Origin of the sequence: Arthrobacter sp. D5-1 (assembly GCF_017357425.1) — a bacterium.
In the GTDB taxonomy this organism is placed as follows: Bacteria; Actinomycetota; Actinomycetes; order Actinomycetales; family Micrococcaceae; genus Arthrobacter.
In genome coordinates this window covers 1,568,267-1,585,409 of sequence record NZ_CP014571.1, presented here as the reverse complement: position 1 = coordinate 1,585,409, position 17,143 = coordinate 1,568,267, and the positions used below count along the sequence as shown (strand labels likewise).

Annotated in this window: 11 protein-coding genes and 1 tRNA gene; 2 read left to right on the top strand and 10 right to left on the bottom strand. The window is 64.3% G+C overall.

All coding sequences use genetic code 11. The features are described from left to right. The first annotated feature begins 57 nt into the window (after positions 1-57). Positions 58-1,377, top strand: a complete 1,320-nt coding sequence (gene nhaA, locus AYX22_RS07335) for a Na+/H+ antiporter NhaA (RefSeq protein WP_207596843.1) — start codon at positions 58-60, stop codon at positions 1,375-1,377. 28 nt (positions 1,378-1,405) lie between these two features. On the opposite strand, the gene sufU is transcribed toward nhaA, so the two are convergent. The 10 genes from sufU to AYX22_RS07285 all read right to left on the bottom strand — a co-directional run bounded on the left by sufU (position 1,406) and on the right by AYX22_RS07285 (position 16,159). Further along, positions 1,406-1,858, bottom strand: coding sequence for a Fe-S cluster assembly sulfur transfer protein SufU (gene sufU / locus AYX22_RS07330; protein ID WP_207596842.1), 453 nt, complete (start codon positions 1,856-1,858; stop codon positions 1,406-1,408). 67 nt (positions 1,859-1,925) lie between these two features. Next, on the bottom strand, positions 1,926-3,251 hold the full coding sequence (locus tag AYX22_RS07325; RefSeq protein ID WP_207596841.1) for a cysteine desulfurase: 1,326 nt from the start codon (positions 3,249-3,251) through the stop codon (positions 1,926-1,928). Positions 3,252-3,340: 89 nt separating this feature from the next. Continuing rightward, positions 3,341-5,812, bottom strand: coding sequence for an ATP-binding protein (locus tag AYX22_RS07320; protein WP_207596840.1), 2,472 nt, complete (start codon positions 5,810-5,812; stop codon positions 3,341-3,343). A gap of 472 nt (positions 5,813-6,284) precedes the next feature. Then, complete coding sequence (locus tag AYX22_RS07315) at positions 6,285-8,966, bottom strand: AAA family ATPase (RefSeq protein WP_207596839.1); 2,682 nt, start codon at positions 8,964-8,966, stop codon at positions 6,285-6,287. Between the two features lie 32 nt (positions 8,967-8,998). After that, positions 8,999-11,731, bottom strand: a complete 2,733-nt coding sequence (locus AYX22_RS07310) for a LuxR C-terminal-related transcriptional regulator (protein WP_207596838.1) — start codon at positions 11,729-11,731, stop codon at positions 8,999-9,001. A gap of 141 nt (positions 11,732-11,872) precedes the next feature. Continuing rightward, the gene (gene pth, locus AYX22_RS07305; protein WP_207596837.1) at positions 11,873-12,457 is read right to left on the bottom strand and encodes an aminoacyl-tRNA hydrolase; all 585 of its coding nucleotides are present in this window, start codon (positions 12,455-12,457) and stop codon (positions 11,873-11,875) included. 147 nt (positions 12,458-12,604) lie between these two features. Further along, positions 12,605-13,174 (bottom strand): 50S ribosomal protein L25/general stress protein Ctc, encoded by a 570-nt coding sequence (locus AYX22_RS07300; RefSeq protein ID WP_207596836.1) that lies wholly within the window; start codon positions 13,172-13,174, stop codon positions 12,605-12,607. Between the two features lie 316 nt (positions 13,175-13,490). Further along, the gene (locus AYX22_RS07295; protein ID WP_011774071.1) at positions 13,491-14,471 is read right to left on the bottom strand and encodes a ribose-phosphate diphosphokinase; all 981 of its coding nucleotides are present in this window, start codon (positions 14,469-14,471) and stop codon (positions 13,491-13,493) included. Between the two features lie 2 nt (positions 14,472-14,473). Next, entirely contained in the window at positions 14,474-15,967 is a 1,494-nt protein-coding gene (glmU, locus tag AYX22_RS07290; protein ID WP_207596835.1) for a bifunctional UDP-N-acetylglucosamine diphosphorylase/glucosamine-1-phosphate N-acetyltransferase GlmU, read from the bottom strand. A gap of 120 nt (positions 15,968-16,087) precedes the next feature. Beyond that, positions 16,088-16,159, bottom strand: a tRNA-Gln gene (locus AYX22_RS07285). Between the two features lie 299 nt (positions 16,160-16,458). Between AYX22_RS07285 and AYX22_RS07280 the strand changes: the two genes are divergently transcribed. Next, positions 16,459-17,058 carry a TetR/AcrR family transcriptional regulator gene (locus AYX22_RS07280; protein ID WP_026542776.1) on the top strand — a complete coding sequence of 200 codons (600 nt, stop codon included), beginning with the start codon at positions 16,459-16,461 and terminating at the stop codon, positions 17,056-17,058. The last annotated feature ends 85 nt before the right edge of the window (positions 17,059-17,143 follow it).

The window sequence follows — 17,143 nt, the reverse complement described above, 5'->3', positions numbered from 1 at the left end:
GGCGGAGCCTTTGTGCTCCCCTGAGACCGATTGATTTTGCGCAAGTAAGGAGCCCCCGTGGCCCAGAAGCCCCCTGCAGCCCCTCAGCAACCCAGCAGCTCAAGCGCAGTTTTCTCGCGCTCCAGTTACCCCGAGTACCGCAGGATCCTCTCGATCCTTCGCACGGAAACAGTGGGCGGCGCGCTCCTCCTGGCAGCCACCGTAGTCGCCCTGATCTGGGCCAACTCTCCCGTGGCCGACGGCTACTTCGCATTCCGCGACGTCAAGATCGGCTTCGAGCCCTGGCATCTTGAGCTGAGCCTCGGCCATTGGGCCTCGGACGGCCTCCTGGCGGTGTTCTTCTTCTTGGCAGGCCTTGAGCTCAAACGCGAGTTCGTGGCCGGCGAACTCCGCAAACCCGCGAAAGCAGTTGTTCCCGTCGCCGCGGCGATCGGCGGCGTAGTGGTTCCGGCCGCCATCTTTGTCCTCTTCAACCTCGGGTCCCCTGAGACGCTCAAGGGCTGGGCCACTCCTACCGCCACGGACATCGCTTTCGCCCTGGCCGTACTGGCCGTCATCAACACCCACCTGCCGGCCGCTCTCCGGACGTTCCTGCTGACCCTCGCCGTGGTGGACGACCTCATCGCCATCGGCATCATCGCCTTCTTCTATTCCACGGGACTGCAGCCGCTCATGCTGTTGGCCGCCTTGGTGCCGTTGGCCCTCTTCACGTTCCTGGTCCAGAAGCGGATTCGCAGCTGGTACTTGCTCGTACCCCTTGCTTTGGCCACGTGGGGCTTCGTCCACGCTTCCGGGATCCACGCCACGGTGGCGGGGGTGCTGTTGGGCTTCGCCGTTCCGGTCCTGGCCAGCGGCAAGAAGGGAGAACCGGCCGAAGGCCTGGCTGAGCACTTCGAGCACCGGCTGCGCCCGTTCTCGGCAGGCTTCGCCGTGCCCGTCTTCGCGTTCTTCTCCGCAGGCGTGGCCTTGGGCGGATTCGATGGCATGGGGGCAGCGCTCACGGATCCCGTGGCCGTCGGCATTGTGGCAGCACTGGTGGTGGGCAAGGCAGTGGGCGTTTTCGGCACCACGTACCTGGTCACCAAAACCACCCGCGCAAGCCTCGATTCCAGCATTGCCTGGATCGACCTTTTTGGGCTGGCTCTTCTGGCGGGCATCGGCTTCACGGTTTCGCTTCTCATTGGCGAACTGAGCTTTGGCACCGGTTCAGCCCACAATGACCACGCCAAGGTGGCCATCCTGGCAGGGTCCCTGATTTCGGCGCTGCTGGCCGCCGTCGTACTCAGGGCCCGTAACCGGCGGTACCGTCAGGTGCAGGCGGATGAAGAACGGGACGACGACGGCGACGGCGTACCGGATGTCTTTGCCCGCCACTGACGCGCGGGTGCTGGGCTGCTGCTGAAGGTCAGGCGGTGGCCTGGTTGAGCGCGTCCTCGGCAGCAACCCAGGAGATCATGGCGCACTTCACGCGCGCCACGTAACGGGCAACGCCCTCGAAAGCGGCAGCGTCGCCCAGGATCTCCGGGTCCGCCTGGACTTTGCCACGGGACCGCAGGACCTCACGGAAGTTCTCGATCACAGAGTGCAATTCCTCCACGGACATGCCCTCGGCCAGTTCACTGAGCACCGAGGCCGAGGCCATGGAAATCGAGCAACCCGCGCCGTCCCAGCTGATCTGCCGGACCGTTCCGTCAGCAACGGCCAACCGCAGCGTTACTTCGTCGCCGCACACCGGGTTCAGCTGGTGTGATTGGCCGGTGGACGCACCTTCGGGGGCTGGCGTTTCAGCCAAGCCGCTGCCGTGCCGCTGCTTGGAGTGGTCCAGGATGATCTGCTGGTACAGCTGGTCAAGACTCATGGTGGTTGTTGCCTGTTCTGCGAAAAATCGTTGGTTGAGGCTGCCTGGCTTCCAGGGCTGCCGAAGGTCAGGCCTGGAAGTATGCCCGGACCCCGGAAACAGCATCGAGGAAAGCATCGACGTCGTCCGTGGTGTTGTAAAGGTAAGTGCTCGCCCGGGTCGTGGCCGTCAGGCCCAGGCGGCGGTGCAGCGGCTGGGCGCAGTGGTGACCGACACGAACGGCGATGCCGCGATCATCAAGGAACTGCCCGACGTCGTGCGCGTGGACACCGGCGACGTCGAACGCTGCCAGGCCGATTCGCTCGGACCCGGAGGCGGGACCTACGACGCGGATGCCGTCGATGCTCTCGAGCCCTTTGACGAGGCGCTGACCAAGCGTCGTTTCCCACGCATGGATGCGGTCAATGCCAGTCTCGGTGAGGTAGTTCACGGCGGCAGCAAGCGCCACAGCCTGGGAGATCCGCTGGGTACCGGCCTCGAACCGCTGGGGCGCCGGCAAGTACTCGGCCCGCTCCATGGTGACCGTGGTGATCATCGAACCACCGGTGAGGAAGGGCGGCATGACATCAAGGAGTTCCTGCTTGCCGTAAAGCACGCCGACACCTGTAGGCGCCAGCATTTTGTGCCCGGAGAACACCGCGAAGTCGACGTCCAACTCCTTGACGTCCACGGCCAGATGCGGCACGGACTGGCATGCATCCAGGACCACCAGGGCCCCGACCTTGCGGGCGAGTGCCACGAGCTCCACCACCGGGTTGATGGTCCCCAGGACGTTGGAAGCGTGGGTGAAGGCCAGGAGCCTGGTCCGTTCCCCCACGATCCCGGCTGCGGCGTCGAGCATCAGCGTTCCGTCGTCGGTGACGGGGATGTACTTCAGGGTGGCCCCCGTCCGGAAGGCCAGCTCCTGCCAGGGGATGAGGTTGGCGTGGTGCTCCATTTCGGTGACCACGATCTCGTCGCCCGGTCCCACGGCCAGGTCCTTCAAGCGCGAATCGCCACGGCCCTGCGCCGCCCACAACCCGGCGTTGGATAGTGCGTAGCTGATGAGGTTAAGTCCCTCGGTGGCGTTGGAGGTCCACACGGTTTCCTCGTACTGCGCGCCGATGAAGTCCGCCACGGTCTGGCGTGCGTCCTCGAAGACCTCCGTGGCTTCCACGGCAAGGTGGTGGGCTCCACGGTGGACGGCCGCATTACGTTGTTCGTAGTACTCCTGCTCGGCCTCGATGACGCTGAGCGGGTTCTGCGACGTGGCGCCGGAGTCCAGATAGATCAAGGGTTTACCGTTGACCATCTGGTCCAGCACCGGGAAGTCATTCCGGATCCGCAGCACCTCCGCGTTGTCCATGGCATGCACGGACCGCAGCAGTGAGGCGGGGGTTGATACGGCAGTCAAGGGGCGCTCCTTGGAAATCCTTCAGGGACTCCCTATTATCCCACGGTGGCCCCTGCCGTGCGGTGCCGAAGGTGTGCCGTACAGCACGTTCAGCCGCCGGCCCTCCCGGGTACCCACCCCAGCGGCGGAACAGCCCCGCTGTCGAACGCGTTACGCAACCGTTCAACCAGGACCAATGTGCGCCGGCTTGCTGCACTCCGGGTTCGGGCTTCATACCCGCTGGCCGCACGGGAGAAGCACACGGAAGCATGGGCAAACAGCCTGTCGGCAGACAAACTTCTTCCCGCAGCTTCCAACGTCTTGGGATCGTTGTCCAGCAGTGCCTCTGCAAACGTTCCCAGGGCGGCTCCTCCGGCTCCGTGAATTTCCGCAGCAAGTCCTGACAGCCGCCGCTGGACCACAAGGTCGTCGACGGCGGCACTGCTTGCGTTCAGCGTCAGGAGGGACACTGCCTCGGCTTCCAACAACGTGCTGCCCTGGTGGTGGAGTTGTTCTGCCAGCGCCAACAGATGGCCCGGCTTACCGGCCATCTGGTCCTGCGCCGCCGCCAAATAGACGGAGCCGAGCTGGGGAAGGAGGCCAGCGGGATCCCCGACTTCCCGCAAAGCAGCGAGGCTCTGCCCACTACGCTCCATCGCCTGCGCAGGGTTTCCGCACAGCGCCTCGGAGTAGGCCAGCAGTGCTGCAGCGAATGCCAGTACCGGCGGAAGGCCGGCGTCGGACAGTTCCGCGAGGACCGGCTCCAAAGTTCCCCGCGCGGCGCGGGGAAGCCCCTGGCTGAGTTCGGCGTACCCCCGGGCAACGTCCAAGCACACGGCCAGGTATGTGGGGAGGACAAAGGCCGCAGGACACTCCAGGAGTGAATCCATTTGGCTCCAGGCCAGATTGTTGCGAAGGCATACTACGTGCCGGAGCAGCACCCCAGGCCGGAACATCTCCAGGGCAGGGTCCGCGTCAACGGCCGCCATTGCCGCAGTTGACCGCTCCAACGCTTCCGGGGCGGATCCAGCGAGTAAGAGCCGTTCGGCTTCCCGGACGTTCCACACCACGTGGCCGGAAATTTCCTGCAGGGTCTGCGGCTGGCCGGCGCCGGAAGCAGACTCCCCTGAACCGGCGTCCTCCGAAAGACCGGACGTTGCTCCACCCGGGACAGCCCCCAGGAGTTCCAATGCCAACAGGCGGCTGCCGGCATCGGCCTTTACCTCCGGCGATCCCCCACCTGCTGCCAACTCCCGCAGTTCCGGGGCGGCTTCGCCCACCAGGCCTTCTGCAACCAAGGCCCGCGCCCTGAGGAGCCTGGCCTCGTTTTTCCGGCCCGGCCCGGCCACTGCTGCGGCGGCCCGCATGACGAGTTCTGCAGTTGACGGCCTGTCAGCGGCCGGGGCGGTAGCCAGAAGTACTTCATCGGAAAGGGTCAGGCCACAGTCAAGGGTCCATGTCATCCACCGCAGCAGGGTGGGGGCGGATTCGCGCGTGAGTGCGGGTTCCTCAACGCCAAGGCGGAGGGCCAGGCTCCTGGGTTGTGGCACGGCCAGCCGGGTACCCTCGCCACGCAGCCAGGAACTGGTCCTGACCAGCGGCGGCCGCCCCGCCAGCAGCCGGATGTGCCGGTTGGCCAGAAGGTGTTCAACGGCGCTCCGGCCAAAATGGTGTTCCACAACGTCCAGCGCCACTGGTTCAGCGAGCGCAATGAGTTCGAGTGCGTGCCGTTCCTCGGCAGGCCGGGCGGCGTTTTCTGCCTGCACTTGTGCCACCACACCTGGCCAGTCGCAGTGGGCCCGGACATCAATGGTCCAGAAGCCGTCCTTCTGCACCAGCAGACCAGCATTCCGTGCATCGTTGATGGCGATCCCCAGCAGCCCCACATTGAAGCCGCTCATGGCGGCTAAAAGGCTGCTGGCACGGCGTTGGACCTTTCCATTCAGGATGGATTCGGACAGCGCATGAGCCTCGCTGAAGGTAAAGGGCGGAAGAACGTACTGTTCCAGGAAGCCGTCTTCCCAGAGTTGGTAGAGGTCCGGAGGAAGGGGCCGGCGGCTGTCGGCAGTTGCAACCAAGGTTGCCCCGAAGCCGGGTATCAGTTGCAGCAGGACGGCCAAGGAGGCTGGGTCTACGTAGTGGATGTCGTCCACCAACAGCACCAGCGGCGGCCTTGCCGTGTGAGCCCGGCGTTTGTTCCGGCGTCGGCCCATCTGTGGTGTGTACAAATATTCAGCGGCACCCAGGGTGCTGGTCAGGGCCCGGAGGACGTGAAGCCCCGGCGGCAGTGTGTCTTCACCGCCGGGTTCAGCTGCCGCGCCCAAGGCGCCGTAACTGGTGGTCTTCAGCTCTGGTTTCCCGGCGAAACTTCTGACATCCATGGTTTCGGCGAGGCCCTCTTTGACCGAGAGCAACAGGTGGGTCTTTCCGGATCCTCGGTCCCCTACCACCACGATGCCACTGGTGGAGGGCGACGGTACTGCGGAAAGGATGATGTCCAGGAGCCTCGTCCGGTCCGGGAAGGGTGATGGCCTCAGCCCGACTGTGACGGTGTCTTCGTCCAGCCAGGGATCCGGCAGCATGCGCACTCCAATAGCAGCAGTCCCATGGTCCGGGAGGGGTGATTTCCGCGAAGTGCGGGCTACCTGGCCTAGAAGCCGGCGGCGGCTGGGGGGAGAGTCTCGGTCTCAGAAGACTCTGTCGCCGCCGGCTTCGTCCAGGGCCGGAACACCTTTCGGTGTCCGGTGCATCGGCTCAAAGAGACCACCGATGCGGATGATGCGACTTTCGGAATCCCGGTGATGCTTGGGGCTGAACCGTTCTTCCAAGATCAATACTGCCGGGGTGGCGAACGGGGTACACCAGTAGTTGGTACTCGATTAGTCCGGAGCTTTTTCCGGGCCTCTACCTTGTTGTACTCAGTCCCTCAGAGGCGCACTACTTGGTTTGGGCGCAACACTCCCACGGGTTACTCCAGTGATTGGCCAAAACCCGTGCGGTGGCGGGGCCAAGTGGCGTGGTGGGTGGTTAGTGAGTACTCGAGGAACACTGCCGTCAATGACGGACAGCAGCCCCGAGATCTTCGCGACGGCGGATGCCCAACTTGGCGTAACTGCGGTAGAGGTGGCCCTCTACCGTGCGTACGGACACCATGAGTTTCTCCGCGATCTGGCGGTCGGTGAGCCCTGAGACTGCCAACGCCACGATGTCCTGCTCACGGCGGGTCAACGGCACCGAGCGGTCCGCTTCGGTGCTGGGGTCATGGACCAGGGCATCACCAAGGCTGGCTTCGCTGACATCGCGCAGCACCGCTGCCTGCCGGGCCTCCGGTCGCTTTCCTTCGGCGTCGAAGGACAACGCCGCTTTATCGAACGCCACGGCGGCTGGTCCGGGCATGCCGGCCGCGGCCAGAAGGTTGCCGGCGTTGACGAATCCTTGGCCGTCAGCGCCCAGATGTGCTTCCGCCAGGGAAAGCCATCCGGCGGCCCAGGCACCTGACATGGATGGTGTGATCCCCTTGATGGACTCCATGGCCTGTACGTCGCCGAGCTCGGCACGGAGCACCAGGTTTTGCAGCAGGACACCGGGCTCCTGATGCAGCCGTATGGATTCCGGGAGCTTCCTGAGCTTGTCCAGTCCTGAGCCTTTGGCCACCAACTCCTGGCCGGCCAGGGTAAAAAGTTCCGCAAGGGCCTCCACGTAGGCTCCTCCGGCCGCTGCACCGGCCTGCTGGCCTGCCTGGCCAGCCTGTTCCCCGGCCAGGCGCTCAGCAAGCGCGGTGTCGCCGGACCTCGCCGCGGCGTAGAACGCGAGTGCATTGCCCAGATTCTTCAGCTGTTGGGGGTCCCTGACCCTGAGTGCCTCGACGGCCGGAGTCACCAGCTCCGCGGCCTGCTCCAGCCTGCCTTGACGCAGCAGTGACAACCCTTTGAGGGTTTGGATGTCCCCACCAAAGACGATGAGGCCCATGGCCGATCTCGCTGAGTAACGTTCCAGGGCAGTCCCTGCGGCACTCCAGTCCCCCGCTCCCAGTGCGGCAAGGGTGTAGCGCGCCAGCACAAAGTCGCTGAAGTACAGGAGGTCATCAGCCTGCTCGTCCAGCAGCGCCAACGCTTCACGGCCGGCGTCGAGGGCCTCCACGGCCTGGCCCTCGACCGTCAGGAGTTCGCACTGGATGGCCAGGAGGAATACCCGGTTCATGACAAAATCCGGTTGTTCCGGGCTGAGCGCTGCCCCAAATCTCTCCAGGCCTTCACGGACTTCTGCGTAGTGGCCCTCGTGGGCAAGCGCCGCCAACTCCAGTGCCTTGGCATGCCGCCCCACAAGCCCCACCACGGGGTCTGATTCCGGAAGTCCGTTGACGAGGGCTGCCGCCGCGGTCCGGGCATCGGCCACGATGTCCGGCGATGAGTCACCCATGGCCGCCCGCGCGGCGGCCCACAAAAGCCCTGCCCCCAGGGGACCCGACGGATCGGCGTCCAAGTACCCCAGGCCCTCTTCCAACAGCCGCACCGCAGTGCCAAAGTCGCCGTCGTTGTAGCTGACCATGGCCATGACTGCGCGGGCGCGCGGGCGCAACGCCTCGGAGCGGACCTTGCCGGCTGCTGCCAGCGCCAGGGGGTTCTGGAGCAGTTTTGCAGCCAGGAAAGCTGCCTCCAGCAGTTGTTCATCATCGACGTCGGCACCACAGTCCAGCGCCCAGCTCACCAACCGGAGCAGCCCCTCGGCCGTGGGCGGCTCCGCGATCAGGTGTTGGACCATGCGCTGGCGGATCTGGAGGCTGCGGGCAGGCGAAACAAGCTGGCGCAGCGCCTCGCTGTACATGGGGTGCCACATCTTGAGGGGGCTTCCGGGCCCGTTGGTGGACAGCACCAGCCGGCTGTCCATCAGCGCCCGCACGGTTTCCCTGCCAACTTGTGTGTCCAGCACGGCGGCAGGGACGGGTTCGGAGAGAGCGATGACGTACATCGCTTCCCTCTCAGCCTCGCTGCTCCGCAGTACACGGTTCCGCACTACCTCGGCCAAGCCTTCGCCGCTGCCCGAGAGGGCTCGTGTCAGGAACCAGACACCGTTCCGCCGGACCAGGTTTCCGTCCGCCCTTGAGTCGTCCAGGAGGCAGCGAAGGAGTAATGGATTGCCCTCGGACACGGAGTGCAGCACGTCCGCGGCACTGGCCATGACGGTTCCGTCCAGTGTCTTCTCCGCGAGCTCGGTGACGCCCTCATGGTCCAGGGGATGAAGCTCCAGCCGCTCGGCGAGGCCGTCGTACCACAGCTGAAGCAGCGCGGGGGGCAGACCCGGGCGAGGCCTGCCCGTGGCCACGAGCCTGGCCCACCCTGCCGTCACCAATTCGGCCAGGATCTGGGTGCTGCCTTCGTCAAGGTCGTGGGCATCGTCCACAATAAGCAAGAGCCGTGCACCTTGGCCGCCACGGCGTTTCTCGAACTGTGCCCAGAACTCCCGCAGGATCGCCACCGGCGAGGTAGCTTGTTCCACAGGCAAGTCCAGCAAATAGGGCGCCAGGACACCGTAGGGCACAGCAGACAATGCGGGGCTTCCGTGGACCCGCATTACCACCATTTCCCCTGCCAGGCGGCTCGCAATTTCGGCGGCAAGGGCCGTCTTTCCGATGCCGGGGTCCGCTACCAGAAGCACAGCCCCCGCACCTTCCTGGCGCAGGATCTTCATGGCCAGTTCCAGCTCGGCGTCCCGGCCTACAAGGTGCTCAGCCCGCATGGGCGCTCCGCACTTCTACAGTGTTGCCTGCCTCATAGGAGCCCATTGAGCTCGCCTCGAGACGAAACACCCAACTTTGTGAACACCTGGTACAAATGGCCTTCGACAGTTCGCACAGACACCCCAATATCCATCGCGATTTCACGGTTGCTGACACCCTTCCCGGCGAGTTTAGCAATTTGGCGTTCCCGCTCCGTCAATACCGGCGCGTCGCTGCGCGGTTGTATCGGCAACGCGGACACGGAATGCTCCAGCCGTTCCAGCCTCAGCTGCGCCGTGCGGGCAACGGTTGTCTCACCCGCGTCCCGGGCAAAGTCCAGTGCCATGGCCACGCACCTGGCTTCGACCACCAACAGGTCCAGCGCGGCAGCGGCGTCGGCTGCCTCCAGCAGGGACCGTGAACTCCTGTCCAGTGCACCGCGGGCGAGGTTCCCGGAAATCCGGGCCAGTGGCCCCTGGCGGCGCCCGGCAATATCCTCGAGCAGCCGGTACTCTTCGTCGGTGCCTTCAACCGTGGCGCCGAAGAGGCAGATGCCGGCAGTGGTCACCCGCTGTTTCTCGACGTCGTCGCGGACCCGGGCCAGGAGCCGCTGCTTGACGTCCGGATCCCCCATCCATCGCCCAGCCATCTCAGCACAGAAATCAGCCACGGATTCGGAGAAATAGGTTCCCTCACCACGGCATGTCCTGTACAGGTCCAGATAACGGCCCGCTTCCACGGAATTGCCCACCTGCGCATAGGCAAAAGCGGTGGCAGCGTAGGCTACCTTGTTCATGTTCATTGCCGGGCGGAGTTCCAGCTGGGCAACCGCGGATCTGAGGGGCTCAATGGCACTGGCAGGTTTACCGGCGTAGGCGTAGGCGAGGCCGATGCCCAGTTCAGTCAGGGCACCCCTGTACTGAAGCCGCGACGACCGGGACGGTGTGCGACGCATGAGTTCGATGCATTGCCTCCACTGCCCGGACAGCAAGAGGACCAGGAAAGCGTGCTTGGCAAAGGCTTCTTCAAGCTGGGCAGGCCGGTCAGTATCGCCCAGATGCCGTGAAACGGTCCGCGCAAGTTCCTGCGCCTCAAGCTCCCGGCCCAGAATGCAGCGGGCCTCAACCAGGAAGAACGCCGACCTTAACCAGTGCTCCCGGTCCACTTGAGGATCCTTGGCCAGTTCTTCCTCCAATTGATCGATGATGGAGGCGTACTCACCCATGTAGGTGTTGTACTCATAACTGCACAGGTGAAGGCGGTTATAGGCCTTGGCCACTGTCTCAGGCGGGTAGTTGCCGGCCATGGCCCCGAGAGTCTCAAGTCCGTCGGAGATGACCCCCGGCACCATGCCCGCCCGACCATCAATCCACGTCATTGCCTGGCATTTCGCGGCGGTTACTTCCGCGAACTCCACCGGGTCCAGCGCGGCAAGGTGGGACTCGGACACCTCATCCAGAGCCTGGGCGGCGTGCAACGGCAGGTCCAGCATGAGGTACGCCGCAGCTTTCAGCCGCTGCCCCGGGACCCACTCTTCGTCTTTGGGATCCAAGGACAGCGTGCACTGGATGGCAAAGTTGGGATCGTAGTTGTCCAGGGCTGCGCGTCCGGCTGCCAAGGCGTGGGCAGGCGAGGGCATTGGTTCGTCTTCGCAGGAGTGCATCCATGCGGCATAGCTCAGGAGATCCTGCGCGGCGAGGCCCTGCAGTTCAGGCTCTTTGGGGCCATGAAGCATCAGCCGCAGTTCGCGTCTGCGGCGGGTGCTCAGCCAGCTGTGGACCACCTCGCCCACATAGGGATCCCTCAGGGATACCCAGTGGTTTTCGCCCCGTTCAACGGCGAGCAGCCCGGAGTCTTCCATCTCTACCAGAACTTCGGTGCCAAAGATGCCTGCCAGGTCCACCAGGGTTGCGCGCTGCGCACAGGCGAGGATTTCGACGACGGTCCTGCTGGCCTGTGTTTCGCGCGCCAGTTTGGAGCGGACGAAGTCCTCCACCACCGTGGCGCCCTCCAGTTTGATCCGGTCACGCAGCGTCCAAACGGAATCGTTGAGTACCAAGTTGCCGGTTTGCCGCTGCTCTTCCAGGAGGGCATGCAACAGCATCGGGTTTCCGCCCACTGCCGCGTGCAGCGAACCAACCAGCGTTGATGATACGTAGTGTCCCAGGACCGATCCCAACACCTGCTTGGTCTGTTCTTCGCTCAGGGTATTGAGATGGACCTCCCCCAGCTCGCCTTCGAGGACCAGACGGTGGAAGTCGGCTGGCAGGTCGCTGGCTCGCTGCACTGTGGCAACTACCTTGGCGGTTCCGGTGGCCATGAGGTTCAGCAGCACGCCTGTACTCATGGGGTCCATGCCGCCGGCGTTGTCCACAATGAGAACGGTGTCCCGGCCCGCCGCTTCCTGCCTGATCAGGCTTGTCACTGCATGCAGGATGCCGGTGGGAGAACTGACGGCTTCGGATGGCAGGCGGGCCAGCAGGAAACCCAGGCATCCATACGGAGTTTGGCCATTGGCAACAGTGTTCCGCAGTTGAAGGCTGTGGACCTTGGGGCCCAGCGAGGAGACTACGGCGCGGGCGAGGCCGGATTTGCCGATTCCCCGTTGACCAGTGAGGACCACCCCATACGAATCGGGTGAGTCGAGGAATTTTCCCGCCTTGGACAGATCGCGGCTGCGGGCCAGCAGCGACCACGTTTGCCTGTCCGTTGGTCCGCCCACAAGATCGGGAGCCGCAGCCCTTGCTGCGCCTCCCCCGCCCTTGTTTAGCAACTCCGCCGACATTCGCATCCTTCGCTACACATCCGCGACAGTCCCCCACCGCTTACCTGCGTACCATGCACACTACCGCCGGGCGCCGACAGTTTGTAGGCCTTAGGGTCTTTGGGACCGTCAGGCTTTCCTCAGGCTTACCTCAAGATTTGCTCAAGCTTTGGCGGGGTGGTGTTTCTGCTGCGCAGACAACAAGCCCTGGTCCATCAGCAACTGCACGGCGTCGGCGGCCTCGTCCAACAGGAACGGCAGTTCCTTCTTTTCGGCGGTGGCGAAATCCCGGAGGACGTAATCGGCGGTCTCCATCCGGCCCGGAGGCCGCCCCACTCCTACGCGGACGCGCAAATAGTCCTTGGTGGCGAGAGCTTTGGAGATGTCCCGCAGGCCGTTATGCCCGCCCTCGCCTCCGCCCAGTTTTAGCTTGACTGTGTTAAAAGGAATATCGATTTCGTCGTGGACCGCTATGACATGGTCCGCGGCGATGTCGAAAAAGTTGCACAAGCCCGCAACCGGCCCCCCTGACGTGTTCATGTACGTCATGGGCTTGGCCAACACCACGCGGGGGCCACCGATACCCAGCCGGCCGTCCACTACCTGGGCCCGGGCCTTATGGACCTTGAACTTTCCGCCCATGCGGGCAGCAAGTTCATCCAGCACCATCTGGCCCACGTTGTGCCGGTTGTTGCTGTACTCACTGCCGGGGTTGCCGAGGCCGACAATCAGCCAAGTGTCACTCATGGTCTCATCCTAGGGAACGTTTCGATGTATCAGCGGGAACTGATGTGCCGGCGGGACTGGTCTTGAACAGGGCAAGGACAAAGGAAAGTGGCCGGGACCCGAAGGTACCCGGCCACTCAACGGCTTGCGCCTCAAGCAGTCACAAGACTACTCAGCGGCCGGTGCTTCTTCTTCAGCCTCGGAAGCGGTCTCAGCGATGCGGACCACCAGGGTGTCGCCTTCGGTGAGGAGGGTGGAACCCTTCGGCAGGACGAGGTCGGAAGCGTGGATGCTCTCGCCGGCCTTGAGGCCTTCGATGCTGACCTCGACGGCGGTGGGAACGTGGGTTGCCTCAGCCTCGAGGGAAACCGTGGTGGCTTCGAGGCTGGCAACAGCACCCGGAGCAACTTCACCTGAAACGTGGATCGCGATGTCGACGGTAACCTTCTCGCCAGCCTTCACGGTCTGCAGGTCAACGTGCTCGATGATCTGCTTTACGGGATCGCGCTGGATGTCCTTGACGAGCGTCAGGTGCTGCTCGCCCTCGACGTCGATCGCCAGAAGGGCGTTGGAAACGCGCACTGCCAGCGTGGTGGCGCGGCCCGGCAGGTTGATGTGGATCGGCTCTGCGCCGTGGCCGTAGATGACAGCCGGGATCTGGCCGGCCATGCGTGCACGGCGGGCGAAACCCTTGCCGAATTCGGTGCGCAGTTCTGCGGTGAGCTTCTGCTCAGACATGTGTACTCCTTGATTACTGTGGCGCCCGGTAAAATCCGGGCTGGTCTATCAGCAAGGGCGGAGGTCTGGAGACCTTCTACGCCCGGCTGAGGGCGGCCGCTGCGCAGCCGTTCCGCCTGTGTCGAAGGAGATGCAGACCCAGTCGATAACGGAGACCCGCAACCCAGGCCCACGCAACGTGGACCGGATGTGCTCTCCCTCGCCAAGGTATCCCCAAGAGTTTAGCAGCGGAACACGTCCAACATGAAAACGGGCAGCAGAACGGGCCACCCGCATGCCCGGAGGCAGCGGATGGCCCGTTCTGATTCAGGCAGTCTTATGCCTTGCCGTCAAACAGGCTGGTGACCGAACCGTCGTCGAACACTTCACGGATGGCGCGTGCAATCAGCGGTGCGATCGACAACACCGTCAATGACGGGAAGCGCTTCTCGGCAGGGATGGGCAGCGTGTTGGTGACCACGACTTCGCGGGCGCCGGAATCGGCCAGGCGCTGCGCCGCGGGGTCGGAGAAGACCGCGTGGGTGCAGGCGATGATGACGTCCTTGGCACCGGCGTTCTTCAGGACCTGGACAGCACCGGAGATGGTTCCACCGGTGTCGATCATGTCATCGATCAGGACGCAGGTGCGGCCTTCCACCTGGCCAACAACGGTCTTGGAAACAGCCTGGTTGGGAACCGTGAGGTCGCGGCTCTTGTGCACGAACGCCAGCGGGGCGCCGCCCAGTCGTTCGGCCCACTGCTCGGCAACGCGGACGCGGCCAGTGTCGGGGGAAACAACGGTGATGTTGTCAGCCTCAACCTTGGTGCGGATGTAGTCAGCCAACAGCGGGATGGCCATGAGGTGGTCAACGGGGCCGTCGAAGAAGCCCTGGATCTGCGAGGTGTGCAGGTCCACGGACATGATGCGGTCCGCGCCGGCAGTCTTGTACAGGTCGGCAACCAGGCGGGCCGAGATGGGCTCGCGGCCGCGGCCCTTCTTGTCCTGGCGGGAGTAGGGGTAGAACGGCGAAACAACCGTGATCCTCTTGGCAGAGGCGCGCTTCAGGGAGTCGATCATGATCAACTGCTCCATCAGCCAGTTGTTCAGCGGTGCCGGGTGGGCCTGGATGACGAAGGCATCGGTGCCTCGCACGCTCTCGGCCGAACGGACGTAGATTTCCCCATTGGCGAAGTCGTAGGCGTCGATGGGCAGGAGCTCAGTCTCCAGCTCCTTCGCGATTTCCTGCGCCAGCTCCGGATGTGCCCTTCCGGCGGCGAGAATTAATTTCTTCTCTCCGTGTGCGGTAATTTCGCTCATGCCTATTTGCCTTCTTCTATGGTTGCCGGGGATTGTGAGGATGTGGAGGCGGACGCCGGTTCCTGGGCGGCTTCAGCCAAAGCAGCGGAAGAGGTCCCCGGACGGTTGGCAATGACCCAACCTTCGGCGTTCCGCTGCGCGGCCAGGCTGAGGGCGAGGGCGCCTGCGGGAACATCCTTGCGGATGACGGCCCCGGCGCCACTGTAGGCACCGTCGCCTACCGTCACGGGAGCAACGAAGACCGTGTTGGAACCGGTGCGGACGCCCGAGCCGATGACCGTACGGTGCTTCTTCTCGCCGTCGTAGTTGGCCGTGATGTTGCCGCAGCCGATATTGGTGTCCTCACCGATTTCCGCGTCGCCGGCGTAGCCCAGGTGGGACAGCTTCGAACCGCGGCCGATGGTCACGTTCTTGGTTTCGTAGAACGCGCCGATCTTGCCGGTCTCCCCCAGCACCGTGCCCGGGCGGAGGTACGTGAACGGTCCTACGCTCGCCTTGGCGCCAATGGTTGAACCGGAACCATGCGTGCGGATCACCTTCGCGCCCTCGCCCACGTTGACATCGGTCAAGGTGGTGTCAGGACCCACGACGGCGTCGCGGGCCACTGTGGTGGAACCGTGCAGTTGGGTGTTGGGCAGCAGACGGACGTCTTCGTCGAGGGTCACCGTCGAATCGATCCAGGTGGTGGCCGGGTCAACCACGGTCACGCCGGCACGCATCCAGGATTCGATGATGCGGCGGTTGTGCTCGGCGCCCAGCGCCGAAAGCTGGATGCGGTCGTTGGCGCCTTCAACCTGCCAGCGGTCTTCGGTCACGACGGCGGCAACCCGGCCACCGGCGTCGCGCGCCAATCCCAGGACGTCAGTGAGGTACATCTCGCCTTGCGCGTTGTCCGTGGTCACCTTCGCCAGCGCGGTGCGCAGCACGGCGGCATCGAAGGCGTAGATACCGGAGTTGACCTCGCGGATGCTGCGCTCGGACTCGCTCGCATCTTTGTGTTCACGGATGCCGGTGACAGTTCCGTCTTCGGCGCGGAGGATCCGGCCATAGCCCGTGGCGTCGTCCAGGACCGCGGTGAGTACCGTGACAGCGTTGCCCTCGGCCTCGTGGGTGGTAACGAGTTCGCCGAGCAGTTCGCCCGTCAGGAGCGGAACATCGCCGTACGTCACTACGACGGTGCCGGTAAGTTCGGCTTCGGCGTCGAGGGCCTTGAGGGCCACCTCCACTGCGCGACCGGTACCGGGGACATCGTCCTGGTCAACAATCAATGCTTCGGGATCCAGCCCGGTGACGTGCTCGGCCACGCGGTCGCGCTCGTGCCGGACAACAAGCGCCAGCTTCAGCGGAGTGATGGAACGGGCTGCCAGGAGAGCGTGGCCCACCATGGAGCGTCCGCCAATTTCGTGGAGAATCTTGGGGGTCCGGGACTTCATGCGCGTTCCAGCGCCTGCGGCCAAAACTATGACCGCTGCGGGACCGGTGGATTCGGGGCTCACGTACTGGCTCTCCTTGCTCGGTATGTCCCGGGTAACCCGGCTTCGGAATGCTGCCATCCCAATGGACCCAGGCACCGTTCGAGCCGTTCCAGGTACAGAGAGGAGCGCATTTTCCGACCGTTCCGCCCATAGGATTCGAACCTATACTCCACGGCTCCAAAGGCCGGGGTGCTGCCATTACACCAGAGCGGACCGTGCATGATTCACACCATCAAGCAGCAGGGCTTGACGGTTTCCCGGGCTACCGGGATGCACACACAAGAATCTAGTTTGCCATGACCATTGCATGCTTCGCGACTTGACCGCCCGGCACCCCGGCCCCGGCGCACTCCGCGATGCCTCCCGCGCCCCTTTCCGACCCGCCATGCCGGGCCTGTAACCGGCCGGTAAGGCATGATGGTCACGTGAGCAAGCGCACTGAACTCCCCCGGCCCGAGGACACCGTTGCACCCTTGGACCAGGTTTCCACCGGCCCTGCAGTCCGCATCAGGATGACCGGCCAGCAGCGCAAATCCCAGCTCATCGGCATTGGCCGCGCACTCTTCGCTGCCCGCGGCCTGGACGGCACCACCATTGAGGAAATCGCTGCCAGCGCGGGAGTTTCCAAGCCCGTCATCTACGAGCACTTCGGCTCCAAGGAAGGCCTGTACCGGCAGGTTGTGGAGACCGAATTCCGGATCCTGCTGGACTCCATTACCGAAGCCCTCAGTACCGAAGCCAAACCCCGGGTACTGGTGGAACGCGCAGCCCTGGCCCTCCTTGGCTACATCGAAGACCGCACCGACGGATTCCGGATCCTCATGCGTGACGCCCCGCCATCGCAGCCCGAAGGCGCCTTTTCCACACTGCTCTCCCACGTCACTGCCCGGGTGGAGCACCTGCTGTCCGACGAATTCGCCCGCCGCGGGTTCAGCGCCGCAGACGGTGCCATGTATGCGCAGATGCTGGTAGGGATGGTGGCAATGACCGGCCAGTGGTGGCTCGACAGCCGCACGCCGGACAAGCGCGCCGTCGCCGCCCACCTGGTGAACCTGGCATGGAACGGCCTCACCGGATTGCAAAAGGAGCCCGGGCTGCGTTCCGAGGCTTAGGTCCCTCCCTTGGTCACCCCCACAGCGCCGTCGCCCTCAAGGCACGCTCTCTCACATCCCACGCCCTTAAACCCAACCCTCTCTC

Excerpts from the sequence above, each read along its gene's own strand:
- AYX22_RS07300 (WP_207596836.1), bottom strand. The coding sequence starts at position 13,174 with ATGTCTGAGCAGAAGCTCACCGCAGAACTGCGCACCGAATTCGGCAAG.
- sufU (WP_207596842.1), bottom strand. The coding sequence starts at position 1,858 with ATGAGTCTTGACCAGCTGTACCAGCAGATCATCCTGGACCACTCCAAG.
- AYX22_RS07295 (WP_011774071.1), bottom strand. The coding sequence starts at position 14,471 with ATGAGCGAAATTACCGCACACGGAGAGAAGAAATTAATTCTCGCCGCC.
- AYX22_RS07320 (WP_207596840.1), bottom strand. The coding sequence starts at position 5,812 with ATGCTGCCGGATCCCTGGCTGGACGAAGACACCGTCACAGTCGGGCTG.
- AYX22_RS07310 (WP_207596838.1), bottom strand. The coding sequence starts at position 11,731 with ATGTCGGCGGAGTTGCTAAACAAGGGCGGGGGAGGCGCAGCAAGGGCT.
- AYX22_RS07315 (WP_207596839.1), bottom strand. The coding sequence starts at position 8,966 with ATGCGGGCTGAGCACCTTGTAGGCCGGGACGCCGAGCTGGAACTGGCC.
- AYX22_RS07280 (WP_026542776.1), top strand. The coding sequence starts at position 16,459 with ATGACCGGCCAGCAGCGCAAATCCCAGCTCATCGGCATTGGCCGCGCA.
- pth (WP_207596837.1), bottom strand. The coding sequence starts at position 12,457 with ATGAGTGACACTTGGCTGATTGTCGGCCTCGGCAACCCCGGCAGTGAG.